At 39.3% G+C, this 25,721-nt stretch carries 22 protein-coding genes; 8 read left to right on the top strand and 14 right to left on the bottom strand.

What is annotated here, in order from left to right:
* Positions 1 to 46: 46 nt before the first annotated feature.
* The 6 genes from hpsB to clpB all read right to left on the bottom strand — a co-directional run bounded on the left by hpsB (position 47) and on the right by clpB (position 12,775).
* Positions 47 to 787 carry a hormogonium polysaccharide secretion pseudopilin HpsB gene (gene hpsB, locus VB654_RS20485; protein WP_323215648.1) on the bottom strand — a complete coding sequence of 247 codons (741 nt, stop codon included), beginning with the start codon at positions 785 to 787 and terminating at the stop codon, positions 47 to 49.
* A 17-nt stretch (positions 788 to 804) separates the two neighbouring features.
* The gene (gene hpsA, locus VB654_RS20490; RefSeq protein ID WP_323215649.1) at positions 805 to 5,355 is read right to left on the bottom strand and encodes a hormogonium polysaccharide biosynthesis protein HpsA; all 4,551 of its coding nucleotides are present in this window, start codon (positions 5,353 to 5,355) and stop codon (positions 805 to 807) included.
* 491 nt (positions 5,356 to 5,846) lie between these two features.
* Complete coding sequence (gene rpmB / locus VB654_RS20495; RefSeq protein ID WP_323215650.1) at positions 5,847 to 6,083, bottom strand: 50S ribosomal protein L28; 237 nt, start codon at positions 6,081 to 6,083, stop codon at positions 5,847 to 5,849.
* A gap of 189 nt (positions 6,084 to 6,272) precedes the next feature.
* Complete coding sequence (gene htpG, locus VB654_RS20500; RefSeq protein ID WP_323215651.1) at positions 6,273 to 8,237, bottom strand: molecular chaperone HtpG; 1,965 nt, start codon at positions 8,235 to 8,237, stop codon at positions 6,273 to 6,275.
* A 122-nt stretch (positions 8,238 to 8,359) separates the two neighbouring features.
* Positions 8,360 to 9,808 (bottom strand): DUF2264 domain-containing protein, encoded by a 1,449-nt coding sequence (locus VB654_RS20505; RefSeq protein ID WP_323215652.1) that lies wholly within the window; start codon positions 9,806 to 9,808, stop codon positions 8,360 to 8,362.
* 312 nt (positions 9,809 to 10,120) lie between these two features.
* Positions 10,121 to 12,775, bottom strand: coding sequence for an ATP-dependent chaperone ClpB (gene clpB, locus VB654_RS20510; RefSeq protein ID WP_323215653.1), 2,655 nt, complete (start codon positions 12,773 to 12,775; stop codon positions 10,121 to 10,123).
* 81 nt (positions 12,776 to 12,856) lie between these two features.
* Between clpB and VB654_RS20515 the strand changes: the two genes are divergently transcribed.
* Positions 12,857 to 13,045: a hypothetical protein gene (locus VB654_RS20515; RefSeq protein WP_323215654.1), complete on the top strand. Its 189-nt coding sequence runs from the start codon at positions 12,857 to 12,859 to the stop codon at positions 13,043 to 13,045.
* 82 nt (positions 13,046 to 13,127) lie between these two features.
* Here VB654_RS20515 and gloA read toward each other — a convergent pair whose 3' ends face one another.
* Entirely contained in the window at positions 13,128 to 13,562 is a 435-nt protein-coding gene (gene gloA, locus VB654_RS20520) for a lactoylglutathione lyase (protein ID WP_323215655.1), read from the bottom strand.
* A gap of 318 nt (positions 13,563 to 13,880) precedes the next feature.
* Here gloA and VB654_RS20525 point away from each other — a divergent pair, with 318 nt between their 5' ends.
* Positions 13,881 to 14,180 carry a type II toxin-antitoxin system HigB family toxin gene (locus VB654_RS20525; RefSeq protein ID WP_323215656.1) on the top strand — a complete coding sequence of 100 codons (300 nt, stop codon included), beginning with the start codon at positions 13,881 to 13,883 and terminating at the stop codon, positions 14,178 to 14,180.
* Positions 14,164 to 14,565, top strand: a complete 402-nt coding sequence (locus VB654_RS20530) for a hypothetical protein (RefSeq protein WP_323215657.1) — start codon at positions 14,164 to 14,166, stop codon at positions 14,563 to 14,565. The genes VB654_RS20525 and VB654_RS20530 overlap by 17 nt, the downstream gene beginning before the upstream one ends.
* Positions 14,566 to 14,582: 17 nt before the next feature.
* Here VB654_RS20530 and VB654_RS20535 read toward each other — a convergent pair whose 3' ends face one another.
* Positions 14,583 to 16,907: an NB-ARC domain-containing protein gene (locus tag VB654_RS20535; RefSeq protein WP_323215658.1), complete on the bottom strand. Its 2,325-nt coding sequence runs from the start codon at positions 16,905 to 16,907 to the stop codon at positions 14,583 to 14,585.
* Positions 16,908 to 17,171: 264 nt separating this feature from the next.
* Between VB654_RS20535 and VB654_RS20540 the strand changes: the two genes are divergently transcribed.
* From VB654_RS20540 to VB654_RS20550, 3 genes are all read left to right on the top strand, one after another.
* Positions 17,172 to 17,861 carry a PEP-CTERM sorting domain-containing protein gene (locus VB654_RS20540; protein ID WP_323215659.1) on the top strand — a complete coding sequence of 230 codons (690 nt, stop codon included), beginning with the start codon at positions 17,172 to 17,174 and terminating at the stop codon, positions 17,859 to 17,861.
* Between the two features lie 153 nt (positions 17,862 to 18,014).
* Positions 18,015 to 18,299, top strand: a complete 285-nt coding sequence (locus VB654_RS20545; protein ID WP_323215660.1) for a hypothetical protein — start codon at positions 18,015 to 18,017, stop codon at positions 18,297 to 18,299.
* A gap of 2 nt (positions 18,300 to 18,301) precedes the next feature.
* Complete coding sequence (locus tag VB654_RS20550; RefSeq protein WP_323215661.1) at positions 18,302 to 18,592, top strand: type II toxin-antitoxin system RelE/ParE family toxin; 291 nt, start codon at positions 18,302 to 18,304, stop codon at positions 18,590 to 18,592.
* 82 nt (positions 18,593 to 18,674) lie between these two features.
* Here the strand turns inward: VB654_RS20550 and VB654_RS20555 are convergent, their stop codons facing one another.
* The 3 genes from VB654_RS20555 to VB654_RS20565 all read right to left on the bottom strand — a co-directional run bounded on the left by VB654_RS20555 (position 18,675) and on the right by VB654_RS20565 (position 19,512).
* Positions 18,675 to 18,959 carry a type II toxin-antitoxin system RelE/ParE family toxin gene (locus tag VB654_RS20555; protein WP_323215662.1) on the bottom strand — a complete coding sequence of 95 codons (285 nt, stop codon included), beginning with the start codon at positions 18,957 to 18,959 and terminating at the stop codon, positions 18,675 to 18,677.
* Entirely contained in the window at positions 18,934 to 19,164 is a 231-nt protein-coding gene (locus VB654_RS20560; protein ID WP_323215663.1) for a hypothetical protein, read from the bottom strand. The genes VB654_RS20555 and VB654_RS20560 overlap by 26 nt, the downstream gene beginning before the upstream one ends.
* Before the next feature lie 117 nt (positions 19,165 to 19,281).
* A complete protein-coding gene (locus tag VB654_RS20565; protein WP_323215664.1) occupies positions 19,282 to 19,512 on the bottom strand; it encodes a type II toxin-antitoxin system HicB family antitoxin in 231 nt (76 codons plus the stop codon).
* A 238-nt stretch (positions 19,513 to 19,750) separates the two neighbouring features.
* On the opposite strand from VB654_RS20565, the gene eno reads away from it, so the two are divergent.
* On the top strand, positions 19,751 to 21,040 hold the full coding sequence (gene eno, locus VB654_RS20570; protein ID WP_323215665.1) for a phosphopyruvate hydratase: 1,290 nt from the start codon (positions 19,751 to 19,753) through the stop codon (positions 21,038 to 21,040).
* 137 nt (positions 21,041 to 21,177) lie between these two features.
* Here the strand turns inward: eno and argC are convergent, their stop codons facing one another.
* Positions 21,178 to 22,236: an N-acetyl-gamma-glutamyl-phosphate reductase gene (argC, locus tag VB654_RS20575; RefSeq protein WP_323215666.1), complete on the bottom strand. Its 1,059-nt coding sequence runs from the start codon at positions 22,234 to 22,236 to the stop codon at positions 21,178 to 21,180.
* 474 nt (positions 22,237 to 22,710) lie between these two features.
* Here argC and ribBA point away from each other — a divergent pair, with 474 nt between their 5' ends.
* A complete protein-coding gene (gene ribBA / locus VB654_RS20580) occupies positions 22,711 to 24,501 on the top strand; it encodes a bifunctional 3,4-dihydroxy-2-butanone-4-phosphate synthase/GTP cyclohydrolase II (protein ID WP_323215667.1) in 1,791 nt (596 codons plus the stop codon).
* Positions 24,502 to 24,503: 2 nt separating this feature from the next.
* Here the strand turns inward: ribBA and VB654_RS20585 are convergent, their stop codons facing one another.
* Positions 24,504 to 25,379: an N-acetylmuramoyl-L-alanine amidase gene (locus VB654_RS20585; RefSeq protein WP_323215668.1), complete on the bottom strand. Its 876-nt coding sequence runs from the start codon at positions 25,377 to 25,379 to the stop codon at positions 24,504 to 24,506.
* A 101-nt stretch (positions 25,380 to 25,480) separates the two neighbouring features.
* The coding region (locus VB654_RS20590) for a hypothetical protein (protein WP_323215669.1) at positions 25,481 to 25,721 on the bottom strand (241 nt) is incomplete at its 5' end.

The following is a 25,721-nucleotide window of genomic DNA, read 5'->3' on the forward strand; positions in this document are numbered from 1 at the left end:
CACTACAAACAAGGTTTTTATTTGACTGGGAATTATATTTGGCGAATTATTGGCAGTTTTGGGCTTCTAATTCCTCAGTTTCCGAATCTTCCTCAGTTATCACATTCGTTTTAGGTATTAAACCAAGACGCTGACATAAAGCCTGAAAGGAAGTATTAATATTGCCAATATCCACTGTCCTTTCTATTGCTGGTGCTTGCTTGTCACCCAGTCCTTCAGTCACAACTGATGCCGTACTATTAGCTAGGAGAGTTTTATCAAAATCAACATCTCCTCGATAAACCCGAAATGCTAGACGATAACCGTCATTGACTCCACTTCCTGTGACTATCATTTGACGTGCTTGAATATAAAACTCATCAAATGGCCTGTTTGGGTCTTTTGTACAACTTGCCTCACTGGTATGGCAAATATTGCCATCCTTTGTAAAGAGATATAAATCTGAATCTGTGGCTGTTTCAGGCGCTGGCATAGTAATTAAATTCTGTTCCAGCGTTCTAGGATTTTCAGCATCGGCTGGGACTAATTCAATTTTGTTGTCATCACCAGGATACTCACCGGGTGCTTTAATTGAGCCAATTCTCAGACCATCAATGAAGGTATTGGCAACTTGAGTTGCTTTTTCTACCCGTTTAGATTGGACACGGATAGCAGTTGACATGACAAGGACGGGAGATATAGCTGCCATTAAAATGGCAACTACAACTATGCCTAAGAGTGACTCAATAATCGTAAAACCAGAATCACTGGAAGATGAAGTTTTTGGTTGTAATTGGCGTTTAATCATGACTTATCACCAGGGTTTTAGTTTGATGATGGGCAGGTGGAGGGACGTTGATCCGGTGGGACAGCATCGTTGTCATTGCCATCTTTAGCACACAGTAATGTCGCTACCCAAGGATCATCTCGGCCAACTTCCCGGAAATATTCATCTGGTAAATCATTGGGTGTGAGTACCAATTTTTGGGCAAATAAGTCAGGCGCTTGAGACAGCAGTGCTACATCATAACCCCACTGTCTGACAGGAGGCACATAACCAGTCGCTCTCCCTGCGTTAAGGTCAATAGCATAATTGAGTTCATTATTAGTCCCGTTGGTGAAAGCTGTAGTAAATGGGCCTGTAGCATAGGCACTCTTTTTCACCTGCATAAAAGCCCCGGTAATCTTAGCTATAGATGATGGACTACTGGCATTCCAGTGTTGGATAAAGCGAACAAAGTTATGCAAACCACCGTTATCTTCAGAACCATTATTGCCGTTAGAACGGGCTGGACTATCTCCTGCGGCCACAATTAAGTTGAAAGTGGTGTTCTGGGCAGGTTGTAACCAGTTCCTGTTACGATTATTTGTTCCTGAGACACGAAGATTGTTATTTGGATCAGTAGCAGTAGCAAAAGGTTGTCTGATTTGTAATACAGGTGTCCATGCTGTGAGATTGTTGTTAGGAATTAACCAAGGCATAGACACGTTATCAGGTGGTGGCATGATATCGTCGCCAGCGTTGGGAAAATTGAAGATGCCCACTTTTCCATCACTATTCTTAACACCTAAAACTCGAAGTTGTCCGTTGGTGTTTTCTATTTCTCCCGTATTTGCATCTCTCAGAAAGGCTATTCTCCGGGGAGCATTATTATCAAAACACTGTTGGCCATTTCCTGACCCAAAGGCTTCTGGATCGTCGAAGATATATCCGGTTTTCAACCTATTGTTATTAGGATCTCCATTTTTACCTACAATTTGGTCATTAAGATAAGTATTACCCCCACCTTTTGCGTTACAAGCTGTCTGAATAGTCCAGTTTTTCGGATCGCTACAAAATACTGATGCGTCTTGTTCTACTGCACTGGCTCCTTGTCCTATTGTTCCTTTTCCATTGACTACAGGACAAACTTCTGTAAGATATGCCCCTGGTGTAGCCCTCAAAACAATGGGCGTAACAAAGTTATTTAAGTAGGAACTGAAGTATTGAGGTTTACCTGTGTCATCAGCCCAGTCAGCTATGGTGACAAAGTTATTAAATCTTGAGAAACCATTTGGTACTGCGGCTAGGTTATTATGACTCCAATCGTAATCACCCTGATCACGGAATCCCTCTTCAAAATTTCCTGAAATGAGGGTGACGGCATCGGCTAATACAGTGGCAGGTCGCCAATCGTCACCAGTAGTACAACTGGGTAATCTGGGGTCTGCTTTACGGCAAGCAAAGTTGGGATCGAGTGTGCTGCGAGTGTAGAAATTACTCCAATTATCTGTTAATGTTTGCGTGAACTCTTCTTTGGTATGTAGATTGAAGTTGCCTTTAATGTATGTCGGCAAATTGGTGGCTAAAATGAATCCTTTCTCTGCATCTCGGTAAGTTTCTGTGCGTCCAAGTTTTTCACCATTGACTAGCATAATGGCGTTAGGACGACGAGTCGGGTCAAGTCTATAGTCTACGGGACTACGAGTAGATGCAAGTTCATACTCGGTTATAGCTCTATCACTCTTGTCTATAGTACTTGCGCTATCATCTGGCAAAGCATCATCACGAGTTGCATAGATCAGACCGCTATTGGGTATTAAGTATTCTTGGGCTGGGGTAGCTGTACCAATAGTTGTTGTGCGGAGGAGGTTTAGGTCTAGGACTGTCGCGCGAATTTCTAGGGGTTGTCTATCCCTAACCGGACGATCATAGGTAGTAGATAGTGCAACACTGTCATCGCTGCCACTATTACGCTTAACTTCTCTGGGATCTAAGTAGGTTATTTCTCTGATTGCACCGTGAGGAATTACAGGGCTGCTGGTGACAGGTAAAAAAGTTGAGTCATATTTAATTTGTAGAGCGCAAATTTGAGCATCAATAGCAGATTGCTCTGATAAAGTGCGATTAGCTGCTGATTTGGCTAACGCTCGTTTTAGCAATCCATCATCGATGAAACGTCCATTAGGATATCTTAATGTAGATTGGTAAGTCAGTATTGCCGAATAATCGCTGACTGTTCTGGTAGGTGCGGGGTAAACTATACCGTTGTTGGATAGACCATTAGTGTCTTCCTCAATAATAAAGTTATCATCCAGATCCTTAGCATCAGGTAGTGTGCTGACATTTTTAGCTGTAGTGCTGTTGCTAGGAACATAAAAACTACTGACACAAGCTATAGGTGTGGGACTTTGTGCATTGTATCCAGCAGATTTGTAGTGATAAACTGCCGTAGCCCGCATTTGCAGATATGGAGTGTTAGCTTCATCATCTGTTGTAGTTGGGTTGTCTTCAATTTCAGGCCATTTATATTCTATGTCTGCTATATCAGAAGCACCTTCCATGTAAGAATACATCCAATATGGCTTGCTAGTCTTTGTAGATGGTGCTGTACCTGGCACTGGCATTGTATCCGGCCAAATAGTGTCAATATTGTTATCAAAAGTGCCATCATTCTTTAAATAAATTCCAGCACCGGTAACGACTCGCAAACCACCAACAGGTTCTGTGGGGTCGCCTGGGACTCTAGCTGCATCTAATTCCCATTGTCCATCTCTTTCTGTGGAACCAACATCAGCTAAGGTTTGTACTAAAGACCGACGGGTGCGGGTTTCTGTTGTATCAGCTGGTAAGTCCCATGTAACGCCACTAATTTCTTGTGTGTCCTCAACACCTGTCCCAACAAATCGCCCTTTTGTATCATCCCACCAGAGTTCAGGTAAGTTGTTACCCACTAGCACTCTGTCACCTAAACTTGCTTCTTTTCCACCATTATTTCTGACTTCTTGTGGATCGGAGGCTTGTGGTTCTAGAGACGCATCACTGATATTGAGTGCTAGGTTAGTGTAGTTAGTACCAGTTTTACCATCGGCGGGATCTGTGGGATAAATCCATTGACCATTAGGACGTAATGTCTCACCACTACCTTCGAGAAGCGGGGTAGGACTGGCATCTGTTCCATTAAAGGCGACTTCGGTATAAGGTACTCGACGAGTGCGCCTTCTAAAATAAAGGTTTAGTTGTTGCCGACGAATTCTATTGGATTCTTCTGGTGTAAAAGTTGTTAAACCTAAATCGCTCTTTCTTTTTTCAATACCGTCTTTAACATCAGAGGGATCACTGGTGTCAGCGTTAAGCATTTGAGCAGTTACTAGCCTTTCAATGCGATCTTCATAGGCTAGGTTGTTATAGGCTGTGTCTCTAGGACTGCTAGTGGCTGATTTTACCCAACTTGTAACACTAACATTACCAGTATTACCATTGAATAAATCAACTTGAGGTAGTCTGCTGGTTCTATCGCCGCCATCTAAATTACCACCAATTGCTAAATTACCACCTACTATAATTTTGGCATTTCTAGCTTCGTAGAAACAGGAATTTTTATTACTAACTTGATGCATTTTTATCTGTCCACCGTTACCACCAGAGGCCAGAAAATTGCTATTAGTAAAAATTGCCCCATTCAAGTTAAAAGCAGGACCAGGAGTCAGGGCTATATCATCTTCATAAACAACGGCGTAGTTATTTGGTGGTATTTGTAATCTATCTTGTTGATACTCTATAGATGCAAAACTTTTGTTGCCTTTGTACTTTTCATAGTTACCTTTGTCAGCAGCAGGAATAGTGTTATCTGTTGTGGGTTCCTCTGTAATAGGGACTGTGGCTGTATAAACAAAAAAGGATTTCTTTAACTCGTTATTTTGTTTAATCCAACCCGTATTACCTACTAATATTGCACTGGTGTTAGCACCACAGTTAGAATCCAAAGTACCCTGTACCATTGGTGGGGTTCTGGCTTCTAAAGGAGTTCTGGCACGGCTATATTTATCACCACTGACTGGAGGAGTTTTAAAGTAAATTCCATACAGGGTGTAGCTATCAAATTTGCCGTTATTGTCGGTATCTACAGGAAATCTCCAGGCGGTTTTTAGGTCTTGTGTGACACCTTGACCTGTATATGTTAATTCCAGTGGCTTTTCGTCACCAAATGTATATTCAGGTAATTTCTCTGTCAAAACATTGTAGAGTGCGTCGTCGGTTGGTGTAGCCCGTGGTAAGCGTCTATCTTCAAATAGCTTATTTAATTTTGCCCGACCTCGATCAATTGCTGGGGTTGCAGCACTCAAAGCAGCTTCATTTACTCGGACATTACTGGCATTTTGAGCGCGGTCAAATGACCGATACATAATTGCAGTGGTCATGAGAACAACCACTATTGAGACCATTGCTACTGTAGGCAATACAAAACCAGCATTTGCAGAACTTCCTTGTCTTTTGGTAACAAATACAGTTCTTAGTAGCCAAACAAGTTTCTTTTTAATTGCAGAGATCAAATCTTTGCTAATTTGATGGAAATTTTTTTTTATGATCTTGACTAGAGGGCGTTTTCTAGACATGGCGGCTTTCCTGTCAAGGGATATTTACGGTTAACTGCTTTCTTGGGGGTGAATTGTACCTGTGTAATGAATTCGCAGGCATTTTGGGAAATTTCATGGAAGATTTATTGCTATATTTAACTCACTCCTTATTTGTATAGATGATCAAGATTTAATAAAGGCTTTTTTAAGTTATATCATTAATGAAGTTTTTAGATTTTCAGGAAAATACTGATTTTACTCAGATATTTATTTCATGTGCTATTAATTCAAGAACTAAGTAATTTCACTTGCATTTTGCCAAAATGTCCGGCAACATAAGTCAAGTATACAGATATACTCATGAGAGTAATCTTATACTACCCACTTATTAAAAAAAAGATATCAAGTAAAGATAAACTAATATGAAGCAATTAAAAAACCTCCCCAATGGGGAGGTTACTGTAGTAACTATTTTCTTACGGATGAATACAGAACAATTAAATCTGGCAGTCTATACCTTGTTTTAAAGCTTAGTAATGATTGAGATTAATTCCAGCTTCTTTAGCCATTGCTTCTAAACCTTTGACTTCTAGAGTTTTGATGGCTTTAGTGGAGAGTTTCATTCTGACCCAGCGATTTCCGCCAGCCCACCAAACACGCTTGTTTTGTAGATTGGCGTGCTGGAGGCGTTTGGTACGGCGGTGAGAGTGAGAAACGGCAAAGGCGTTATTTGCTTTTTTACCAGTTAGTTCGCAGCGACGAGACATAAAAATTATCTCCAATTTACTATTTTAATACAACCTTTCCATTTTAGTCTGCATCTGGATTTAAACGCAGGGGGATGGGGAGGTATAGCAAAAGTCAAAAGTGAAAGAGTTGTTGTGACTGGGTTTTAGACTTTTTCTATGTCCTAATCTCCTTGGGGGTGGCTGTAAATGCAAAGGTACACGGAGGTTTTACTTGCTGGCTTGTTCTGTCAGTTTGGTAAGCACATCGTTGGAACGTTCGACAAAGGATTTCATTCCTTCTGCGTCAAATCCTTTTTGAGACATCAACGCTAAATCATAGACGTGTTGGCAAATCATGTTCACCAATGGGTTTGTAGATGTCTGACCGTCTTCCTGAATAATACTACCTTGGTTGAGGTTGGCTAGGTTTTGAATCAGGGGATGAGCGGTATTTACCAACAAAATGTGATCTTCGGGAAAGTCTGCATTTTGCTGCTGCATCATGGCGTTCATTTCTCGCAGACGACGCAGAATTTCTGGTAACAGTACCATTGCTGGTGGTGTGCCTTGAGGATCGTCTGATTTTAAGGCTTCGGTACGGATGTTGAGTTTGGGTTTGTTGAGGGATTTTTCAAATAATTCTTTGATGACCTCACTTTTGGTTTTGTTGGTGGTGGGGTCAACAATTTCACCGGTTTTATCTTGTTCTAGGAGGGTGTTATCTAGGTCTGAATCTACCCGCGTAAATTTGACATCGGAGTATTCCCGTTCGAGGAAGTTGATAAAGTGGGTGTCGATGAAGGAGTCCATAAATAGGACTTCCAAGCCTTGGTTTTTGTGTAGTCCTATGTATGTAGCTTGGGTGGCTTCATCGGTGCTGTAAAATACTCGATTTTCGTGACGTTCTTTGTTACGTTCTAAGTATTCTTTGAGGGTTGTATAGGGAAGACTCGATGAGTTGGTGGCGACATCTTGCCACACATCGCCTTCGGAAGACTGTACTTCTACGGCTGGGGTTTCGGCTTTTTCGCCTAGTTTAGCTGTGGTACGGAAGACGATAATATCTTGGATTTGTTTTTTGAATTTCTCATCGTTGAGAACACCAAATTTCACAAATGTGCCAAGATCCTTCCATGCACTAATATACTGTTCGCGGTTGTCACGGTACAATTCTTTGAGGCGATCGCCTACTTTCTTGGCTATATAATCGCCGATTTTCCGGACTGTGCGATCGCCTTGCAATGCACTCCGAGACACGTTCAAGGGAATATCAGTACTATCAATCACACCCCGCATAGGCATGAGGAACTGCGGGACAATTTCTTCACAGTTGTCGCTGACAAAAACTTGATTGCAAAATAGCTTAATTTGCCCTTTAGTCACATCAACATCGGGACGCATTTTGGGAAAATACAAAATTCCGTTGATGATAAAGGGGTAATCAGTATTTAAATGCACCCATAACAATGGTTCTTCCTGAAATGGGTACAAATAGCGGTAAAACTCTAAATAATCTTCTTGACTCAGGTTATTGGCAGACTCTCGCCACGGTGCTTTTTGCTGATTTACTACTTCACCATCCAATTTAATTGGCACTGGCATGAAGTCGCAGTAAGTCTTGACAAGATTCTTAATTCGTGCTGGCTCTAAAAATTCCTCTTCTTCTCCTTGGAGGCTGAGAGTGATAGTAGTACCGCGAGTTGTGCGGGTTGATTCCTCTAAAGTGAACGCAGGAGAACCATCACAAGTCCAGTGGACGGCTTGCGCCCCTTCTTGGTATGAGAGAGTATCAATTTCTACTTTTTGCGCCACCATAAAGGAGGAATAGAAGCCCAAACCAAAATGACCGATAATCGGTTGGTCTGATTTGCCTTCATACTTATGAATAAATTCTTCGGCACTAGAGAAAGCTACCTGATTGATGTATTTTTTGACTTCCTCTGCTGTCATCCCAATACCGTTATCGGTGATGGAAAGGGTTTTTTGATCTTTGTCGATAGCCAGTTGGATTTCTGGTTCACCGATGTCTCCTGCAAATTCCCCGGCGCGGGATACCATGTTTAGCTTTTGAATGGCATCTACAGCGTTAGATACCAATTCCCGCAAGAAGATTTGGTGGTCTGAGTACAGAGACTTCTTGATGATTGGGAAAATATTCTCAGTATGAATACTGATAGTGCCTTGTTCTAGCATAATCTATGATTTAATAAAATTTGCCTAATGTGAATTTTAAGGGCATAGTGGTGGCGATCGCTTCCCCTAGCTGGGTTTGTTTACACCCTAATACTGATGCGGATATCCCTACTTAGCCAATTTTAAGAACCGCCTCTTTGAGATTTAGATACTGGCGAAGCATTGGAATATAAAGGACGATGATATAGTGCCTCATAGTTTTGAGGACGAAAAGGACGTTTGGTAATCGACTCTTTAATGTGATTGATGATGCCATATTTCTTGAGCTTTGGAGATTTTTTACCTTGATTGTTTAACAGTTCTAATTCAATAGTTTGTGTTGATTTTTTACCTTTAATGTGCCATCCAATAGACTGATTTACTTCAGAAAAATCACCAACTTCAATAGGCAATTTTTCTGGAGATGAATTCCACAAAGAAATGAATTTGTCTACATAAAAAGCCACAATTAAAGACCGCAGAGACCACAAGCAACTACTAGCACCTGAGTAGGAATCAAGAATACTTAAATCTGGAGTGCAATAACCTTGTGTAACTGTACCTTGTTGCAATGAATTATGTGCTACAAAAAAACGCCAAGTTAAATCTAAAGCACGGAAAGCCAAGCCAGGTGATACTTCCTGCGGTGCTAACATAGTTCCAGTGATTATTGGTGCTGGTGCAGCCATTCGGTAACATATACTTCTCCCCATAGCTGGAAAGCCATTTTTACTGAAAAAATAACGGTAAAATTTTAAGAATTCTACATGAGTTTTTCTAATAAAAATTGGGTCAAACTGAGAATCTATTTGATCTAACCAAAAAAGACTATAATGGATAGCCCAAGCATTATAATAATCAACTCCTTTGGGTGGGTCATTAAACCAACCATCACCTATATAATGTTCTTGCTTATACTTTTGATATAATTCTTCAACTAATGTGTCATATTTTTTATGACTTACTCCTAGACTTTCTAAGGATTTATGAATAATTACTGGAAAAAGTAACCAATTATTATTATGTAATTTTTTATTCATTACTTGCTCTAACCACGTAACAATCTGTTGGCGTTCTTGAAGTGAAAAAGTATTCCAAAGATAGTCACGACTAATCCAAAGTCCAAGGGCAATATCTGCTGCTTCGACAATACGTTGATCTAAGTTTTTGATTTTTCCCCAATATTCTGTATTTTGTAAATCAGTGCCGGCAACTATACCTTGATGTAAGAGTTGAACTAAATCAATTTTTTCATGATCAATATCTACAATAGTGCCATTTCCCGAAGACATCCATACAGCAGCAAGAGGGAAAAAGCGGGCAAATCCTTCTAGTGCATCTAACTTTCTGCCATGACAACTAGCCGCACCTGGATAGTAAATCAGCGCCCCATGAGCAGAACGGTACTTGATAAAACCAAGAGTAAAATATTGAAATAGGGCTTTGTAGCGTAAAAATGGGGATTGATTTTCAGTTAGAAAAGTAGTCTTAATTTGTGCATCTATTTCTTGGTAGTGATCAAATGGTTGAATTTTTTGATCCCAACCTTCTACTACTCTACTTTCCCAATTTTTCAATTTTGCTTTGATCATAAAATAAAAAAATGCACATATAAATACAATGAAAACAATTACTATCCACTTGATGATATTCCCAATGGAAAACTTGATTTTTGTCTACTCATTTTGAATAAATTATCATCAGGCATTATTCCAATTATTCACTAGTTAAATTAATTCTGGCTTTTAGGTAGTTGTTATGCTAAATTATTAGCCGTGGTCTTAAATGTTTTTAAGGAAGGTATCGATAAATAATTAAGGTCTTAGTTATTGTCCAGATGCGAAATTTTTCAATTCCTCTCAAGTAAGGGGAAAGGAGGGCTAAAGCCCCCACTACGAGTTTTTTTACTCTAATACTTTGACAGAAGATGGTGAAACTGTGACTTTCATCGGCATGGTTTTACTGAATGTTAAACCTTGCTCTTCTTTTTCGATGAAAATTGTGTCTCCAGGGATAAAGGTATTCTCTAATAACTTGGTGGCGAGGGGGTTTTCTACTTCTCGCTGAATTGCCCGTTTCAATGGACGTGCGCCGTATACTGGATCATAGCCTGCTTCTACTAAATAATCACAGGCGGCGGCGGAGATTTCAAAGGAGATTTTTTGCTCTCGCAGCAGTTTTTCTACCCGCTTCAGTTGGATGCGGATGATGTGGCGCATCTCGGTACGGCTGAGGGCATGGAAGATAATGATATCATCCACCCGGTTGAGAAATTCGGGGCGGAAGTGCGATCGCAGGGAATCTGTTACCCTTGCTTGCATCTTTTCATACTTGGTATCATCACCGGAAACATCTAAAATATATTCGCTGCCGATGTTACTAGTCATGACTATAACAGTATTACGAAAGTCTACAGCCCTGCCCTGTGAGTCAGTAATTCTACCATCATCTAACACCTGCAATAGAATATTAAACACATCTGGGTGAGCCTTTTCCACTTCATCGAATAGCACCACCGAATAAGGGTGACGGCGCACAGCTTGGGAAAGTTGACCCCCTTCTTCATAACCCACATATCCTGGAGGCGCACCCACTAGCCGGGATACCGAGTGTTTTTCCATATATTCGGACATATCCAAACGGATCAAAGCATCATCAGAATCAAAGAGAAACTGCGCTAAAGCACGGGCTAATTCGGTTTTACCTACGCCTGTGGGTCCCATAAACAAAAATGAACCAATGGGACGACCGGGATCTTTCATTCCCGCACGGGCGCGACGAATAGCGGCGGAGACTGCGGCGACAGCTTCATGTTGTCCGATAACTCTTTGATGCAAATGAGTTTCTAGTTGCAGTAATTTGTGCCGTTCTGATGCTAAGAGCCGATTAACAGGTATACCAGTCCATTTAGCGACAATTTCGGCAATATCGGACTCTGTGACTTGTTCTCGCAACAGAGTAGAACCTTGGTTTTGAATTTCTAATAGTTGGGCTTCTTTAGCTTCGCGATCGCGCTGCACGCCTTCCAATTTGCCATACTTTAACTGAGCAGCTGTATTTAAATCATAAGCTCGTTCTGCCTGCTCAATTTGCACCCGCAAAGCGTCTTCTTCCTTCTTTAAAGTACTGATAGCCTCTAGTAGCCGTTTTTCCCCTTGCCATTGTTCATTAAATTCTTGCTGTTTTTTCGTCAAAGTGGCAATTTCTTGCTCAATGCGGTCAAAACGCTCCCTAGCTGGTACAGTTTCCTTTTCTTCCCCAGCCAATGATAGCTTTTCCATTTCTAGCTGCATTAAGCGGCGGTCAATGGCTTCTAATTCTGCGGGTTTGGAGGTAATCTCCATTTTTAATTGGGCGGCGGCTTCATCAACTAAATCAATGGCTTTATCTGGTAAAAAGCGGTCAGCAATATAACGGGCTGACAATGTAGCGGCGGCGACTAAAGCCGAGTCAGAGATTTTCACATTGTGGTGAACTTCGTAGCGTTCTTTTAAGCCCCGGAGAATGGAAATGGTATTTTCTACGCTAGGCTGATCGACAAATACTTGCTGAAAACGTCGTTCTAAAGCCGCATCTTTTTCAATGTGTTTGCGGTATTCATCCAGTGTTGTTGCACCAATACACCGCAATTCGCCCCGCGCCAGCATGGGTTTAAGTAAATTCCCCGCATCCATCGCCCCTTGTTGACTGGAACCTGTACCGACAACGGTGTGCAGTTCATCAATAAATAGGACAATTTGACCGTTGGATTCTGTGACTTCCTTAAGGACTGCTTTCAGGCGTTCTTCAAATTCGCCCCGCAATTTCGCCCCAGCAATTAAACTCCCGATATCTAAGGAAATCAACTGGCGATTTTTTAGAGATTCTGGGACATCTCCATTTACCATACGCTGTGCTAGAGCTTCTGCGATCGCAGTTTTTCCAACTCCCGGTTCACCAATTAGCACGGGGTTATTCTTACTGCGGCGAGATAAGACTTGAATTACCCGGCGAATTTCGTCATCTCGCCCAATTACTGGGTCTAACTTCCCCGCTTTAGCTTGTTCGGTTAAATCTCTGCCAAATTTTTGTAACGCTTCATAGCGAGATTCTGGGTTTTGGTCTGTCACTTTTTGGCTACCGCGCACATTTTTGATATTAGCTTCTAACTTGGCGCTATCGGCATTAAAAGCTTTCATGATCCGCCGCCCGACTCTTTCATCTTCCGCGAAAGCCAAAATTATATGTTCTACTGAGATGTAGGCATCCTGCATCCTCACCTTAATTTCTTCCGCCTTATCCAGTAACACATCTAAGTTACGACCAAGATAAAGCTGATCACTTTTCGCAACTTTCGGCTGACGCTGGGTAAACGCTTCTAATTGCTGCTGTAAGCGGATGGGATCAACCTCAGCGCGAGCAAAAATCCTGATAGCTAAACTGGTAGGTTCTTGTAAAAGGGCAATAATTAAATGTTCAACGTCTAATTGCTGTTGTTGATAGGCGCGGACTATATCCTGAGACTTGACAATTGCTTCCCAGGCTGTATCAGTAAATTTATTGGGATCTGTAGGCTGCATTTTTAAGGATTTTAGATTTAGGATTTCTAGGAAAGTTGCCAGGATGAGGATGGGAATGACGTAAAAGTATCAGACGCGATCGTGTCAGTAAGTGCAGATGAGAATAGTTTTACCTCATTTTGGTATTTTGCCAGTATCCACCCCCAAAACATTATCCAAAGATTAACAATATGTATCAGCTTGTATCTGCGGTGGCAATGTGGGATTCTTCATATATCTAATTTAGAACTAAAATATCGTTATGCGGGAACTTTGCCAGATTGGATGTAGTTCTTGCTTCTGAACTATCCAGAACAGGCAAGATGCCTGTTCCACAAGCAAATCATCAGGTCTGGTAATTTTGTCAGATATCTTATTTGTTGACCAGTTGTTCTGCTGATTCCGGTTTTGCTGCCGAACTTTGATTTTTCAATTGAATCAGTTCCACTTTATATCCATCTGGGTCTTCCACAAAAGCAATGACTGTAGAACCGTGTTTCATTGGCCCTGGTTCCCGTGTAACCTTACCACCCAGCGTTTTAATTTGTTCACAGGTGGTATAAATATCATCAACACCAAGGGCAATATGACCGTAAGCGTTACCCAAGTCGTATTTTTCAACTCCCCAGTTATAAGTTAGTTCTATAACGCTGTTATCACTTTCGTCACCATAGCCGATAAACGCCAAGGTAAATTCTCCGCCTGGATAGTCTTTTCTCCGCAATAGTTTCATTCCCAGGACATCACAGTAAAATTTTAAAGACTCGTCCAGGTTGCCGACCCGTAGCATTGTGTGTAGTAATCGCATATTCACTTTCTCTTTAATAATTCTATTTTATATCCCATCAGCGATTTACACATAAATAGCGTCTAGGTGTGCTTCTATCTGCTTACCTGTTGCTAGTTATATTTGTAAAACGCAAGGATTCAGAAATATATACAATAATCAGGAAGACAATTGGGTTAATTAATTGACTGCAACAATCATCAAGTTAATATATACCATCAGGGATAAGCATAGGAATTTTCATAAAATACTGTTATTGTTAGTTTTGACCCTGTTTGAGGAAGTTTATCTGAAAAATGTGTAAAATCTGGTAGTTATCAAATCACTAACACTTATGTAATGCACGTTATTAGTTTTAGAATATTAAGAGAATACACAAAAAATCATGCGGATTCTCAGGAATCACTGAACAACTGGTATAAAATTAGTAGTAAAGCTAAATGGTCAAACATCGTTGAAGTGCAGCAGGTTTTTCCGAAAGCTGAAGCCGTTGGCAATTTTACAGTTTTCAATATTAAAGGCAATAAATACCGATTGATTGTTAGCATAGATTATGAGGGACAATTAGTATATATTAAATATATCCTCACCCATGCAGAATACGATAAGGAGAATTGGAAAAATGACCCTTACTTTTAATACAGATAAATATAAAGAGTTATTAATTGAATATCTTCCCAAAGTGATCAAAACTGAAGCAGACAACGAACAAGCTTTAGCTATTGTGGAAAATTTAATGCATCGAAAACGTAGTCCTGAAGAAAACGAACTCTATCAATTGTTAATTAGTTTAATAGAAAAATTTGAACAAGAATATTATCAACCCAGCCAGCAAGATAATCCTCAATCTATGTTGTTATTTCTTTTAGAACAAGCTAATAAAACTCAAGCTGACTTACAAGCTTTTTTGGGTCAAGAAATCGTGGTTAATAACATTTTAACTGGAAAGCAGAAATTAAATCTAGATTTATCGCAAAAACTCGGAGATTTTTTTCATGTAGAAGCAAGTTTATTTTATCAGTAGAATTTATCTGCATTCGTTTAAGAAATATTTCCTATTTTCGCTTTTTCCACTTTCTCAACTTGCTTGGGTGCTTCCATTTCGTTGAATAGTCGGATAGCTTCATTAAAATTGGTGTGGCTGTTTTCGGTTTCACCCATTTTTTGATATGTTAATCCTAGTTGGTAGTATGCTTCTGCTAAATCATATGTAGCTCCAATTTCTCTAAGAATTATTAGAGATTTTTTGAACATTTTAGATGACTCTAATAACATATTTTTGTATCTGTATATCTGTCCAAAGCCACATAAAGAAAATGCTTTGTCATGAGGATAAAAATTTTTCTCTGAATAATTAAATAAATTGTTACACAATTCTATTGCTTCATCAATTTGACCAAAAAATGTCAAAGATATTATTAAGTAATATAATCCACATCTTCTGATCCAAGTTAGGTTACTTTTTTCCAAATTTATTTGTAAATCAATAGCATTATTTAAATACTTCAATGATAATTCATGATCATCAATATACAAATATATCGTAGATAAACAGGAATAAATATAAACTAAGAATTGTTTTCCACTATCACCTATTGATTGTGCAGTAGGTTTGATTTTCATAAATATATTGATTGCTTCACTATATTCACCTAAGTTCATATATGTGAAGGCTAAAGTACCCATATTCTCAATATAGTATTCTATATTTAATCCACTCGGACATTTTTGTAATAGATTAATTGATGTTTTATATTCACTGATAGCAAGTTTTAACTTACTTGTTATGCAATGTAAATCTGCTGAACAAGCCCATAAATCACTTTTAATATTATTTTGTATCATGGGCTTATCCCTAATAAAATATAGTATTGATAGGCATTTTTCGGTGTAACCAAAATTTCTTAATTGAGGAATTAAGTAACTACAGTTAACATCTTGTACTAAAACTTCACTAGCACTATTCCAATCTTGAATATTTACATAATGATAATAAGTTTCTAATTTCTTATTACAATCACTAACACTTTTTATATCTGTAATAAGTTGATTCCAAAACCCAGCCGCTTTACGATTTACTTCCTCCCATTCTCCACTGGCTTTCAACCTTTCTATCCCCTGTTCCCGAATAACTGGATGTAACCAGTATTCACACTTTTCAAACTCAACCAAACACCGATTTCGCAAAGACTTAATTACATCTCTTTGCTTCTCTTCAGGAATATCCCACAGTAAAGCTAAAAGCGCATCAACAGAAACTCTGGGTACATCTTGATAACGAAAACAACCCAACCGACAAAGTAGTTTATAAGCTTCAGTATCTAAAGTCTGCAACCGTTTGAATTGACTTTCAACTAAATTTTTTAATTCCGTTTCTACCAAAGTACAATTTTCTTGCCAATAAGCGGACATATCCCCATCATAATCTGTTCTCATTACCCCCAAGAGGATATCCATTGCTTTGGCATTACCCCCATAAATTTTGTGCATTGCTTCTAAAGATGGGGGATCAATTTTAATTTTACGAAATGTAAAAAAATCTGCCCATGCTTCTACAGTTAACACAGCTAAATGATAATGAAAAGTACCACTAACACGATCATCACATAACCTTTCTCTACTGGTAATGAGGGTGAGAGACTGCACATTTTCATCAGCTAAAACTCGTAATAGTTCCACATAAAGATTATGTTTTTCTATTAATCTACCTTGTTTATCTAATGCAGGTTCTAAGTTATCAATAAATACTCCTACTTTGCGATTTTGCAGTTTGAGTTTTAATCTTGATAAAGTAATTCCAAATTCTCTTCCTGGTTCTTCTTGAAAATATTGTTTCAGCCATTCTTCAACTACACTTTCAACTGCAGTAATATTTTCTTTATCCTTCGCCATTTCTAGTGGTAGCACTAAATCAAATTGAGTTAAATATTGCTTGGCTAAAGTAGTCTTTCCTACACCTCCAGCAGCTTGAATGATGATGATTTTTCGATCTTCTTGATTTACGAGGTTATTAATATCGGTAATAGCTGCGTCACGGCCGACGAAATCACGTAACTCATCATTGCATTTGGGTAAGATTGCAGAATCAGATATTTTCTGTTTTTCAAGAGGTAAATGTTGTTCTATTACTGTTCTGAGATTTGTTTTGGTAACTCGTACACCCAAAGCCTCAGACAGTATTTTCCACAAGTCAGAACCAATTTCTTTACTATAATCTTCGCTAAAATTGTATAAATTGTCTATTTCTCTATAAAGTTTACCCTCTAAACAACCTTTCAATACAGTTACCTGCGAATCATTGAGAGGTTTTTTAGTGTGGTTCTCAATTAGACCTTTAGTAAATGTTAAAGCGTTATCAATATTCATTATATAGCAGGATTTAAGATGATTTTTCGTGGATATTCAGTAAATTTAGCATTTTTTACCCACCAAACCAACAAAAACCTACTTTTACCCACCAATTTTTTATACAAATTACCTACTTTTTCCTACTGACAAAGCTTTGATCTTTAAGTACAGTCTTGGTATGGGTTGAGAAGGCAGTACAAACACTGACTAATCACCTAAATCGTTACTTTGAATTTTAAAGTTTTTAACAATTTTGTCATTTTCAATATTGAGGTAATTGTCATGAAAAGAATAACCCAACTTGCTATTTCAGGAATTTCTTCATTAGCTATTTTAGGATTTTTTCAACCTGCTCAAGCAGTCAATTTAATACCCAGTGTTGGTATGTTTTCAGCCTATTCAAATACCAATACTATTACTTTCGATGATGGCACGGCAAATGATCCAAATAATTTCGTTACTTACAGCAATATTAGTAATAATATTGTTCTCGGTACTGTGATAGGTGAATATGTATCTCCTACTGATAACAATACTAAGTATATGACAATTTCTCCGTCTAATACCAATGTCGCTGGAAATAGTGGTTTTGTGAATCTAACTTTTCATCAACCAATTGATTATTTTGGTTTTTACGCTGGTTCATTAGATGACTATAACTATTTGAGTGTATACAAAGATAATCAGTTACTCAAAACATTTAGTGGATTAGATATGAAGGAAGCGATTGTTAATAGTGGATTGCTGCCAAAGACTGATCACTATATGAATATTTTTGCTGAATCAGGTAAAAATTTCAATAGAATAGTTATGGGTTCAAATAATATAGCTTTTGAAACTGATAACCATGCCTATAAAATTCAAGAAACTGAAAAAATTCCAGAAGCATCAACCACTTTAGGTTTATTAGTTTTTGGCACTGTTGGCAGCTTGATGATCAGAAATCGTAAAAAATCATTTTTAGCTGGATAGAAATTGAATTTACTTTTAAATAATTGAATATTTGCATATTGCGATCGCTCTCTAGCCACTTTGACTTCAAAAGAGCGGTCTCTTTTCTGCATCTATGGAAAATAAAGGACAATTACAGTATAATATAAATAGTTCTACTTACACCTAATTTCTATGAAATTAACAGAAATTTTACCCTCACTGCAAAAATTATCTCATCAAGAAAAAATCAAAGCAATTCAATTTTTAGCCACAGAATTAGCTCAAGAAGAGCAAAACTTAGGAGCAGAAGCACTTGATTATGGTCAAATAGATACAGAATTAAATTTTCAGTTTCTGAGTGAACAAGACATGATTGAGCAAAGCAAATCTGCTTTAGAAACTTACCTTAGTACAGGTTCAGGAGTCAAACATGAACAAGTCCAGAAATGGGCAAATAGTTTAATAATTCAACAATAATAATGTCTGAGATAGTTTGGACAGAAACTGCCATTCGTGACTTAAATCGTCATTATGATTTTATCGCACTTAGTAATGCTGACGCAGCAGCCCGCGCAATACAAGCAATTGTTACTTCTGGTGGAAGTCTACAACAAAATCCGTGTCGCGGTGCGATTGTAGATGAAATAGCAGGATTGCGAAAGCTTTTAGTTGCTTTTGGTAAGTATGGCTTTATAATTCACTACGTTATTCTTGAGAATGATGTGATTATTTTACGTATATATCATGGACGGGAAAATAGACCTATTTAATAAGTTGCAAAATCGAAACCGTTAGCTCTCTAGCCACTTTGACTTCAAAAGAGCGATCGCCTTGATTATTCACTGATATTTCTTACTCATAAACCCGACTGCGATGTGCAATCATCAGAATAGTTACTTCCTTTAAATTATCATCAATTTCATAAATAACTTGATAATCACCCACACGATAACGATAATAACCTGATAATTCACCTTTCAGGGCTTTTATATTAGGATAATTACGAGGCGCAATCTTTAAAACCTCAAAACACCTATCTAATTTCTTTTGTAAAGCACTAGAAGCAGATTCAAAAAACCCTTGAGCATCAATGCTAATAACAACGGTATAATTAATATTTTCGTTTAAGTCGCTCAACGGAAATTACCTTGCCTTCTTCAACATTTTTTTTCGCCTTAGCAAAATCTGCTTTAAAATCAGTTATTTTCAATAACTCTTCAGTGGCATCGTTATCTTCTCTATCTGCCAAATATGCCAAAAAATCAACAGCAACTAATAATCTTTCTGGTGACAGTTTATCAACATATTCTTGAATTTGTTGACGAATTTCTAATGTGTTCATAAATTATCCCTAGAATTTAAAGGAAACTATAACATAAATATATCTCTTGTTCATAAAAATGAGCATATAAATTGATTTAAAATATGAATAACTTCCTGTGCTGATAGTCTTCTTAACTTAGGCATAAATGGGCTGCAATTCAAAAACAAAGCGAATAGCAGGATGCTCAATTAATCCAAAATCCTCTGGATTTTCTCCTTCCAAATGCAGAAAAACTGCATCAGTACAATTTTTCACAACTTCATCTAAACTATTCCCTTGAGTAACAACAGAAATTTCTATACATTCAGATACATAACCAAAATTATCACCCGTATAAATTATGGCTGTAATACTTTCTTTGTTCATCAATAATCTCGCGGTTTTTAAGCAAATTATAACGTAAATAGCTTTTATAGCAGATGTAGCGGCTAGGCATCTGTGTTTTACTTCTTACCCAGTAAACCAACTTCCAGGTTCCTCTATTGGAAATCTTCTTTAATCTCAGCCGATTTAGCCCCGGAAACACATAAACTAACGATTGGGTTATGACTAAACTGTAAAGTCTGAACCCTTAATCACCGTAGACACGAAGGACAAAACACGAATGACTACATTTCTGGATACCGCTATTGATGCAATTGTCGCCCGCGAAATCCTGGACTCACGGGGTAAACCAACGGTTGAGGCTGAAGTACATTTAGCCAATGGCGTTGTGGGACTAGCACAGGTTCCCAGTGGTGCGTCTACAGGCACTTTTGAAGCCCATGAACTGCGGGATGATGATAAAAACCGCTATGGGGGTAAAGGGGTTCTTAAAGCGGTGCAGAATGTCAATCAGGTGTTAGCACCAAAATTGTTAGGTTTGGATGCTCTCGACCAAGAATTGTTAGACAGAAAAATGATTGCGTTGGATGGTTCACCGAATAAAGCCAATTTGGGTGCAAATGCAATTTTGGCGGTTTCCCTAGCTGCTGCAAAAGCCAGTGCTGAGTCTTTGGAGGTTCCCCTATATCGTTATTTGGGCAGTCCTTTGTCGAATTTGTTACCCGTTCCTTTGATGAATGTAATTAATGGTGGGGCGCACGCTTCCAATAATGTGGACTTTCAAGAGTTTATGATTGTACCCATTGGCGCGCCTTCTTTTAAGGAAGCTTTGCGCTGGGGTGCGGAAGTATTTGCAACTCTCAGCAAAGTTTTGGATGAAAAGGGTTTGCTGACTGGTGTAGGTGATGAAGGCGGTTTTGCACCTAATTTGGAATCTAACCAAGTGGCTTTAGAATTGCTGGTAGCGGCGATTAAAAAAGCTGGTTATAAGCCAGGGGAAGAAGTGGCTTTGGCTTTGGATGTAGCTGCTAGTGAGTTTTACAAAAATGGCCAGTATGTCTATGATGGCAAACCCCATGCACCAAGTGAGTTTGTTAATTATTTAGGACAATTGGTTGACGAATATCCGATTGTGTCAATTGAAGATGGTTTGCATGAAGAAGATTGGCAAAATTGGGAATTACTAACTCAGAAGGTAGGTGCAAAAGTGCAATTGGTAGGTGATGATTTATTTGTCACTAATGCAACCCGTTTACAAAAGGGGATTGAGCAAAAAGCCGCTAATTCGATTTTGATTAAGCTTAATCAAATTGGTTCACTGACTGAAACTTTGGAAACTATTGATTTGGCAACTCGCAACGGTTTCCGTTCAGTAATTAGCCATCGTTCTGGTGAAACCGAAGATACTACCATTGCTGATTTAGCTGTGGCGACTCGTGCGGGACAAATTAAAACTGGTTCTCTGTGTCGTAGTGAACGGGTAGCAAAATACAATCGTTTGTTGCGGATTGAACATGAATTAGGCGATCGCGCGGTTTATGCTGGTACTGTGGGTTTAGGCCCTAAGTAGAAGAGGCAGGGGGGCAGGGAGCAGGGGGCAGGGGAGAATACAATACCCATTCCCCGGTAGGGGCGGGTTTAGTAATATCCTCGTTCATATTGAATGATATCTGTGAACCCGCCCTTACAGAGTGTCCCCAGACTCAATTATGGATAAAATCCTAATTTGGGCAAACCCAAGGTTTCATCCCAACCCATCATTAGGTTCAAACACTGGATTGCTTGTCCTGCCTGTCCTTTAATTAGGTTGTCAATGGCTGACATGACAATTACTCGCCCGGTGCGGGGGTCAACTTCTACGCCAATGTAACAAAGATTGCTACCACACGCCCACTTGGTTTGAGGATAAACGCCACTATTGCATATTCTCACCCAAGGGGCGTTGCGATAGAAGGCTGAAAAAATGGTAATTAAATCATCTCGCACTAATCCGGGATCGCGCAGTGTGGCATATACTGTGGCTAAAATTCCCCGCACCATTGGGATCAAATGGGGTGTAAATTGAACTGTGACTTCGTGACCGGCTAAATCACTGCAAATCTGCTCAATTTCTGGGGTGTGACGGTGACGACTAACACCATAAGCTCCTAATGAGTTATCCGCCTCTGCTAGTAATAAGTTAACTTTGCCTTGTCTGCCGCCCCCTGATGTGCCGGACTTGGCATCGATAATGGCGGTTTCGGGGACGATTAAGCCTTGTTTGAGTAGGGGCGAAAGGGCTAAAAGGCTGGCGGTGGGGTAGCAGCCAGGACAGCCAACTAACTGGGCTTCAGCAATGCGATCGCGGTAAAGTTCCGGTAGACCATATACTGCTGTAGCGGCGGTTGTGCGATCGCTTCTTTGAGTACCATACCAATTAGTGTAAGTTCTCAAGTCGCTAAATCTATAGTCGGCACTTAAATCGAGTACCTTACATCCTTTTTCACACAATATCGGGGCAATTTGGCAAGCCAGACCATTTGGTAGCGACAGAAATACTACTTCACAACGATGAGCAATAACTTCTGCATCTACTGCTTCTATTGGTAAGTTAACTAGATGAGCCAGATGGGGGTAGAGATCCCCAAAGGATTTCCCTGCACTACTCTCACCGCCTAAATAAACTAATTCAACTTCTGGATGCTCCATCATTAATCTGACTAGTTGCACTCCGCCATAGCCTGACGCGCCAACAATTCCAACTGGTACGCGTCTAAAATTACCCATAATTATGAAATCCTTATCCGTTTTGGGTTGTCAATTATCAAATATCAGTTACAAGATGCCAAGCACACAATACAACTACAACCTGGGGCTGTGGCAAGATTCTACACTCTTCTTAGCCCAAATCATCACTCATCTCAAACAGGACTTACGCAAAAACTCTCTCAAATCCTTATTCCTCTGTGTCCTCTGCGTCTCTGTGGTTCGTTATTCCGTAATTTGAGCGTAAGTCCTATCAAAATATCAGCAGTTTCTTCAATATCTCATTCTATAAAGAGTCATTTGCTAAATTTCTCCAGAAATATCCCAGAATTTGAGCCTTTAAGTATTAATAATCTCCCACCCAGTAATTTTAATTACAAAATTTTCGTGAAGTTATCAAATCAATCCTAGTCTACTTCTCTGCCACATAAACGAGCTACAATTTAAAAGAAGAAATTGTAAAAAAAATTTACTTTTGGTAGCTGGAAATTTTCTGTGTCAAAGTCTAAGCCTACACAACAGTCTCACTCTAATCCCTTGAATGGGGAAGACACCCGCATGGGTATAACTCCAAACCCAGAGGAAAAAACTGATAGTGCTGCCTCCTCAACCCCAGCCTTTAAATTTGATTCTATAGATGCTGCTTTGGCAGACTTAAAAGCGGGTCGTGTCATTGTGGTGGTAGATGATGAAAATAGAGAAAATGAAGGCGATTTAATCTGTGCGGCTCAATTTGCTACACCCAGTATGATTAATTTCATGGCGGTGGAAGCTAGAGGGCTGATTTGTTTGGCGATGACAGGCGATCGCTTGGATGAATTAGATTTACCATTAATGGTGACTAACATCACCGATACGAACCAAACTGCTTTTACAGTTAGTATTGATGCTGGACCCGAATTAGGTGTAACTACTGGCATTTCCGCCGAAGACCGCGCCCGCACTATTCAAGTTACCCTCAACCCAGCCACAAAACCTACAGATTTACGTCGTCCTGGGCATATTTTCCCGATTCGCGCCAAGGCGGGAGGGGTACTTAAACGCGCCGGACATACAGAAGCAGCTGTTGATTTATCTCGATTAGCAGGGCTATATCCAGCCGGGGTAATTTGCGAAATTCAAAACCCCAATGGTTCAATGGCACGATTACCCCAGTTAATTGAATATGCTCAACATCACAATCTCAAAATTATTAGTATTGCCGATTTAATTAGTTATCGCCTACAGCATGACCGCTTAGTATATCGTGAAATAGTCACGAAGCTACCTAGCCAGTTTGGTCAGTTTGATATATACGCCTATCGCCATACCCTGGATAATACAGAACACGTTGCCATTGTCAAGGGTGATCCGGCTAATTTTAAAGATGAGCCTGTGATGGTGCGGATGCATTCCGAATGTTTAACTGGTGACGCTTTGGGTTCTTTGCGTTGCGACTGTCGAATGCAGTTAGTAGCAGCATTGAAAATGATTGAAGCTGCGGGTCAAGGTGTTGTAGTTTATCTGCGTCAAGAAGGGCGAGGAATCGGTTTAATTAATAAACTCAAAGCCTATTCTTTACAGGATATGGGACTGGATACAGTAGAGGCTAACGAACGCTTAGGATTTCCGGCAGACTTGCGTGATTATGGTATGGGGGCGCAAATGCTCATGGATTTGGGCATAAAAAAGATTCGCCTGATTACAAATAATCCTCGTAAAATAGCCGGACTCAAAGGCTACGGGTTGGAAGTAGTTGACCGCTTACCGTTGTTGATTGAAGCTAACGACTACAATTCATATTATTTGGCAACTAAAGCCCAAAAGCTGGGTCATATGCTGTTACAGACATACTTAGTCACTGTAGCAATTAACTGGCAAGATGACCCGGAATTAGTCACCCAACGCTATGAACGTTTAGAGAATTTACGGATTTTAGCCAAAAACAATCATTTATTATTACAAGAAGAAGCACGGCCGTTAGGGTTAGCGTTATTTGCTAAACCATCATTAACAGTACACTTGGGTTTTGATCAAGCAAATGTGGCTGATAGTGATTGGTATCAGCAAAATGGTCATCCTTACCTGCAAGCAATTTTCCAAATTCTCGACCATATAGTAACTTTACCTGATGTTGAGAAGTTAGAATTTTTGATTTCTGCTGGTAGTGACCCCTTGAGTAATTTACAAGTTAAATTAGACAGACAGAATTTTTCTTTAGATATTGTACCTTCTAGTCTGTGCGATCGCTTGGAAACTCAGCAAATTTATAGCTTTACGCGATTAGCGGTGCAACCCAACATTTAAGTTTAATTCTGCGCCTGATAGGTAGGACTAATTTGGCGATAGGTATGAAGTAAGCGTAAAAATTTATCGCCATCAAAACTAATGGGGTCTACTTTTTGCCCAGAACGGTCTACGGCGCGATGAGTAGTGATGCGATAGTCTGGAACTTGACTTTGAGCAATTAACCAGGCTAGAGAATTGTATTGCAGTTCTGTGTAACCACTATGAGATTTGATAAAATTATTTCCCCTTCCGTCTGGTGGCGTTTCCAAAGAAACGTGATAAGCAAAATTATTCACAGATGACGCTAGATTAGGATTAGTTTTCACAGTTTCCACACCATTAGGACTCTCAAAAACCGAATTAGCTGCTCCATAAGCTCGTTTGTCTGGGGGGACTAAATACACAATTGTTCCATCTAGCTGAATTAAAGCGTGATAGCTGGCTTGTACATTATCATCTTCATTGTGTGTTTGAAAAAAATTCACCGCACTAGCCGCAGAATCACCTGTTTCATGAAGGACAATAATTGCTGGATTGTTCAGAGGTAAACCATTAATGTCGTGAGAATATCGCTCTCCATAGTTACTGGGGTGTACTGAGGCAATTTTATAGATTGGCGTGTACTTAGCAAAAGCCTCCGTAGTTATGTATTTTTCAGCACCATAATTAGTTGTAACTGAAAGCGGAGGTAAATCTTCTGGTGGTTTACCCTCTGGGCTGTTGGCTGATTGGAGTTTGGCCTGTGGGTATTGATTCCAGTCTGTGGTAATATCGGCAATTTCGGAATTTGAATTTATTGTCTGATTTTGTATTCTTCCCATTAACAGCACCGCAATCAGCGCAGTCAACATTAGAGAAATAAGTAAAACTTTAGTAGCCCATTCTTTAAATGTCATTGTGATAATGTTGATAAAACTAATAAATTTAAGCTTTTATCTGCTAATTGAACTGAAAATTAGTTACTATTTATCAGTAATTTTTTAGATAATTCTCCTATCTAATGGACTATATAAATGGGAGTAAATCTGATGGGATTAATGTTAATTAGTCTAGATTCATTATTAATATAATCTTTTAATATAGGACTCCTATTGGAATTGTGATAGCTGGCGTGGCGTAAGCCATACAAAACCCCGTATACCTTCATTCCCTGTTCCCTACCTCTAGGAGTAAATATGGCTACGCCACGTAAACTACAGCAACCAAACCGGATTCCTCTATATAATTTAATAAAGAGG

This window comes from Nodularia sp. UHCC 0506, from assembly GCF_034931045.1.
Lineage (GTDB): Bacteria > Cyanobacteriota > Cyanobacteriia > Cyanobacteriales > Nostocaceae > Nodularia.

What these genes read in the sequence shown, in the direction of transcription:
- hpsB (WP_323215648.1), bottom strand. Translation starts at nt 787, where the DNA reads ATGATTAAACGCCAATTACAACCAAAAACTTCATCTTCCAGTGATTCT.
- hpsA (WP_323215649.1), bottom strand. Translation starts at nt 5,355, where the DNA reads ATGTCTAGAAAACGCCCTCTAGTCAAGATCATAAAAAAAAATTTCCAT.
- rpmB (WP_323215650.1), bottom strand. Translation starts at nt 6,083, where the DNA reads ATGTCTCGTCGCTGCGAACTAACTGGTAAAAAAGCAAATAACGCCTTT.
- htpG (WP_323215651.1), bottom strand. Translation starts at nt 8,237, where the DNA reads ATGCTAGAACAAGGCACTATCAGTATTCATACTGAGAATATTTTCCCA.
- VB654_RS20505 (WP_323215652.1), bottom strand. Translation starts at nt 9,808, where the DNA reads ATGATCAAAGCAAAATTGAAAAATTGGGAAAGTAGAGTAGTAGAAGGT.
- clpB (WP_323215653.1), bottom strand. Translation starts at nt 12,775, where the DNA reads ATGCAGCCTACAGATCCCAATAAATTTACTGATACAGCCTGGGAAGCA.
- gloA (WP_323215655.1), bottom strand. Translation starts at nt 13,562, where the DNA reads ATGCGATTACTACACACAATGCTACGGGTCGGCAACCTGGACGAGTCT.
- VB654_RS20525 (WP_323215656.1), top strand. Translation starts at nt 13,881, where the DNA reads ATGCACGTTATTAGTTTTAGAATATTAAGAGAATACACAAAAAATCAT.
- VB654_RS20530 (WP_323215657.1), top strand. Translation starts at nt 14,164, where the DNA reads ATGACCCTTACTTTTAATACAGATAAATATAAAGAGTTATTAATTGAA.
- VB654_RS20535 (WP_323215658.1), bottom strand. Translation starts at nt 16,907, where the DNA reads ATGAATATTGATAACGCTTTAACATTTACTAAAGGTCTAATTGAGAAC.
- VB654_RS20540 (WP_323215659.1), top strand. Translation starts at nt 17,172, where the DNA reads ATGAAAAGAATAACCCAACTTGCTATTTCAGGAATTTCTTCATTAGCT.
- VB654_RS20545 (WP_323215660.1), top strand. Translation starts at nt 18,015, where the DNA reads ATGAAATTAACAGAAATTTTACCCTCACTGCAAAAATTATCTCATCAA.
- VB654_RS20550 (WP_323215661.1), top strand. Translation starts at nt 18,302, where the DNA reads ATGTCTGAGATAGTTTGGACAGAAACTGCCATTCGTGACTTAAATCGT.
- VB654_RS20560 (WP_323215663.1), bottom strand. Translation starts at nt 19,164, where the DNA reads ATGAACACATTAGAAATTCGTCAACAAATTCAAGAATATGTTGATAAA.
- VB654_RS20565 (WP_323215664.1), bottom strand. Translation starts at nt 19,512, where the DNA reads ATGAACAAAGAAAGTATTACAGCCATAATTTATACGGGTGATAATTTT.
- eno (WP_323215665.1), top strand. Translation starts at nt 19,751, where the DNA reads ATGACTACATTTCTGGATACCGCTATTGATGCAATTGTCGCCCGCGAA.
- argC (WP_323215666.1), bottom strand. Translation starts at nt 22,236, where the DNA reads ATGGGTAATTTTAGACGCGTACCAGTTGGAATTGTTGGCGCGTCAGGC.
- VB654_RS20585 (WP_323215668.1), bottom strand. Translation starts at nt 25,379, where the DNA reads ATGACATTTAAAGAATGGGCTACTAAAGTTTTACTTATTTCTCTAATG.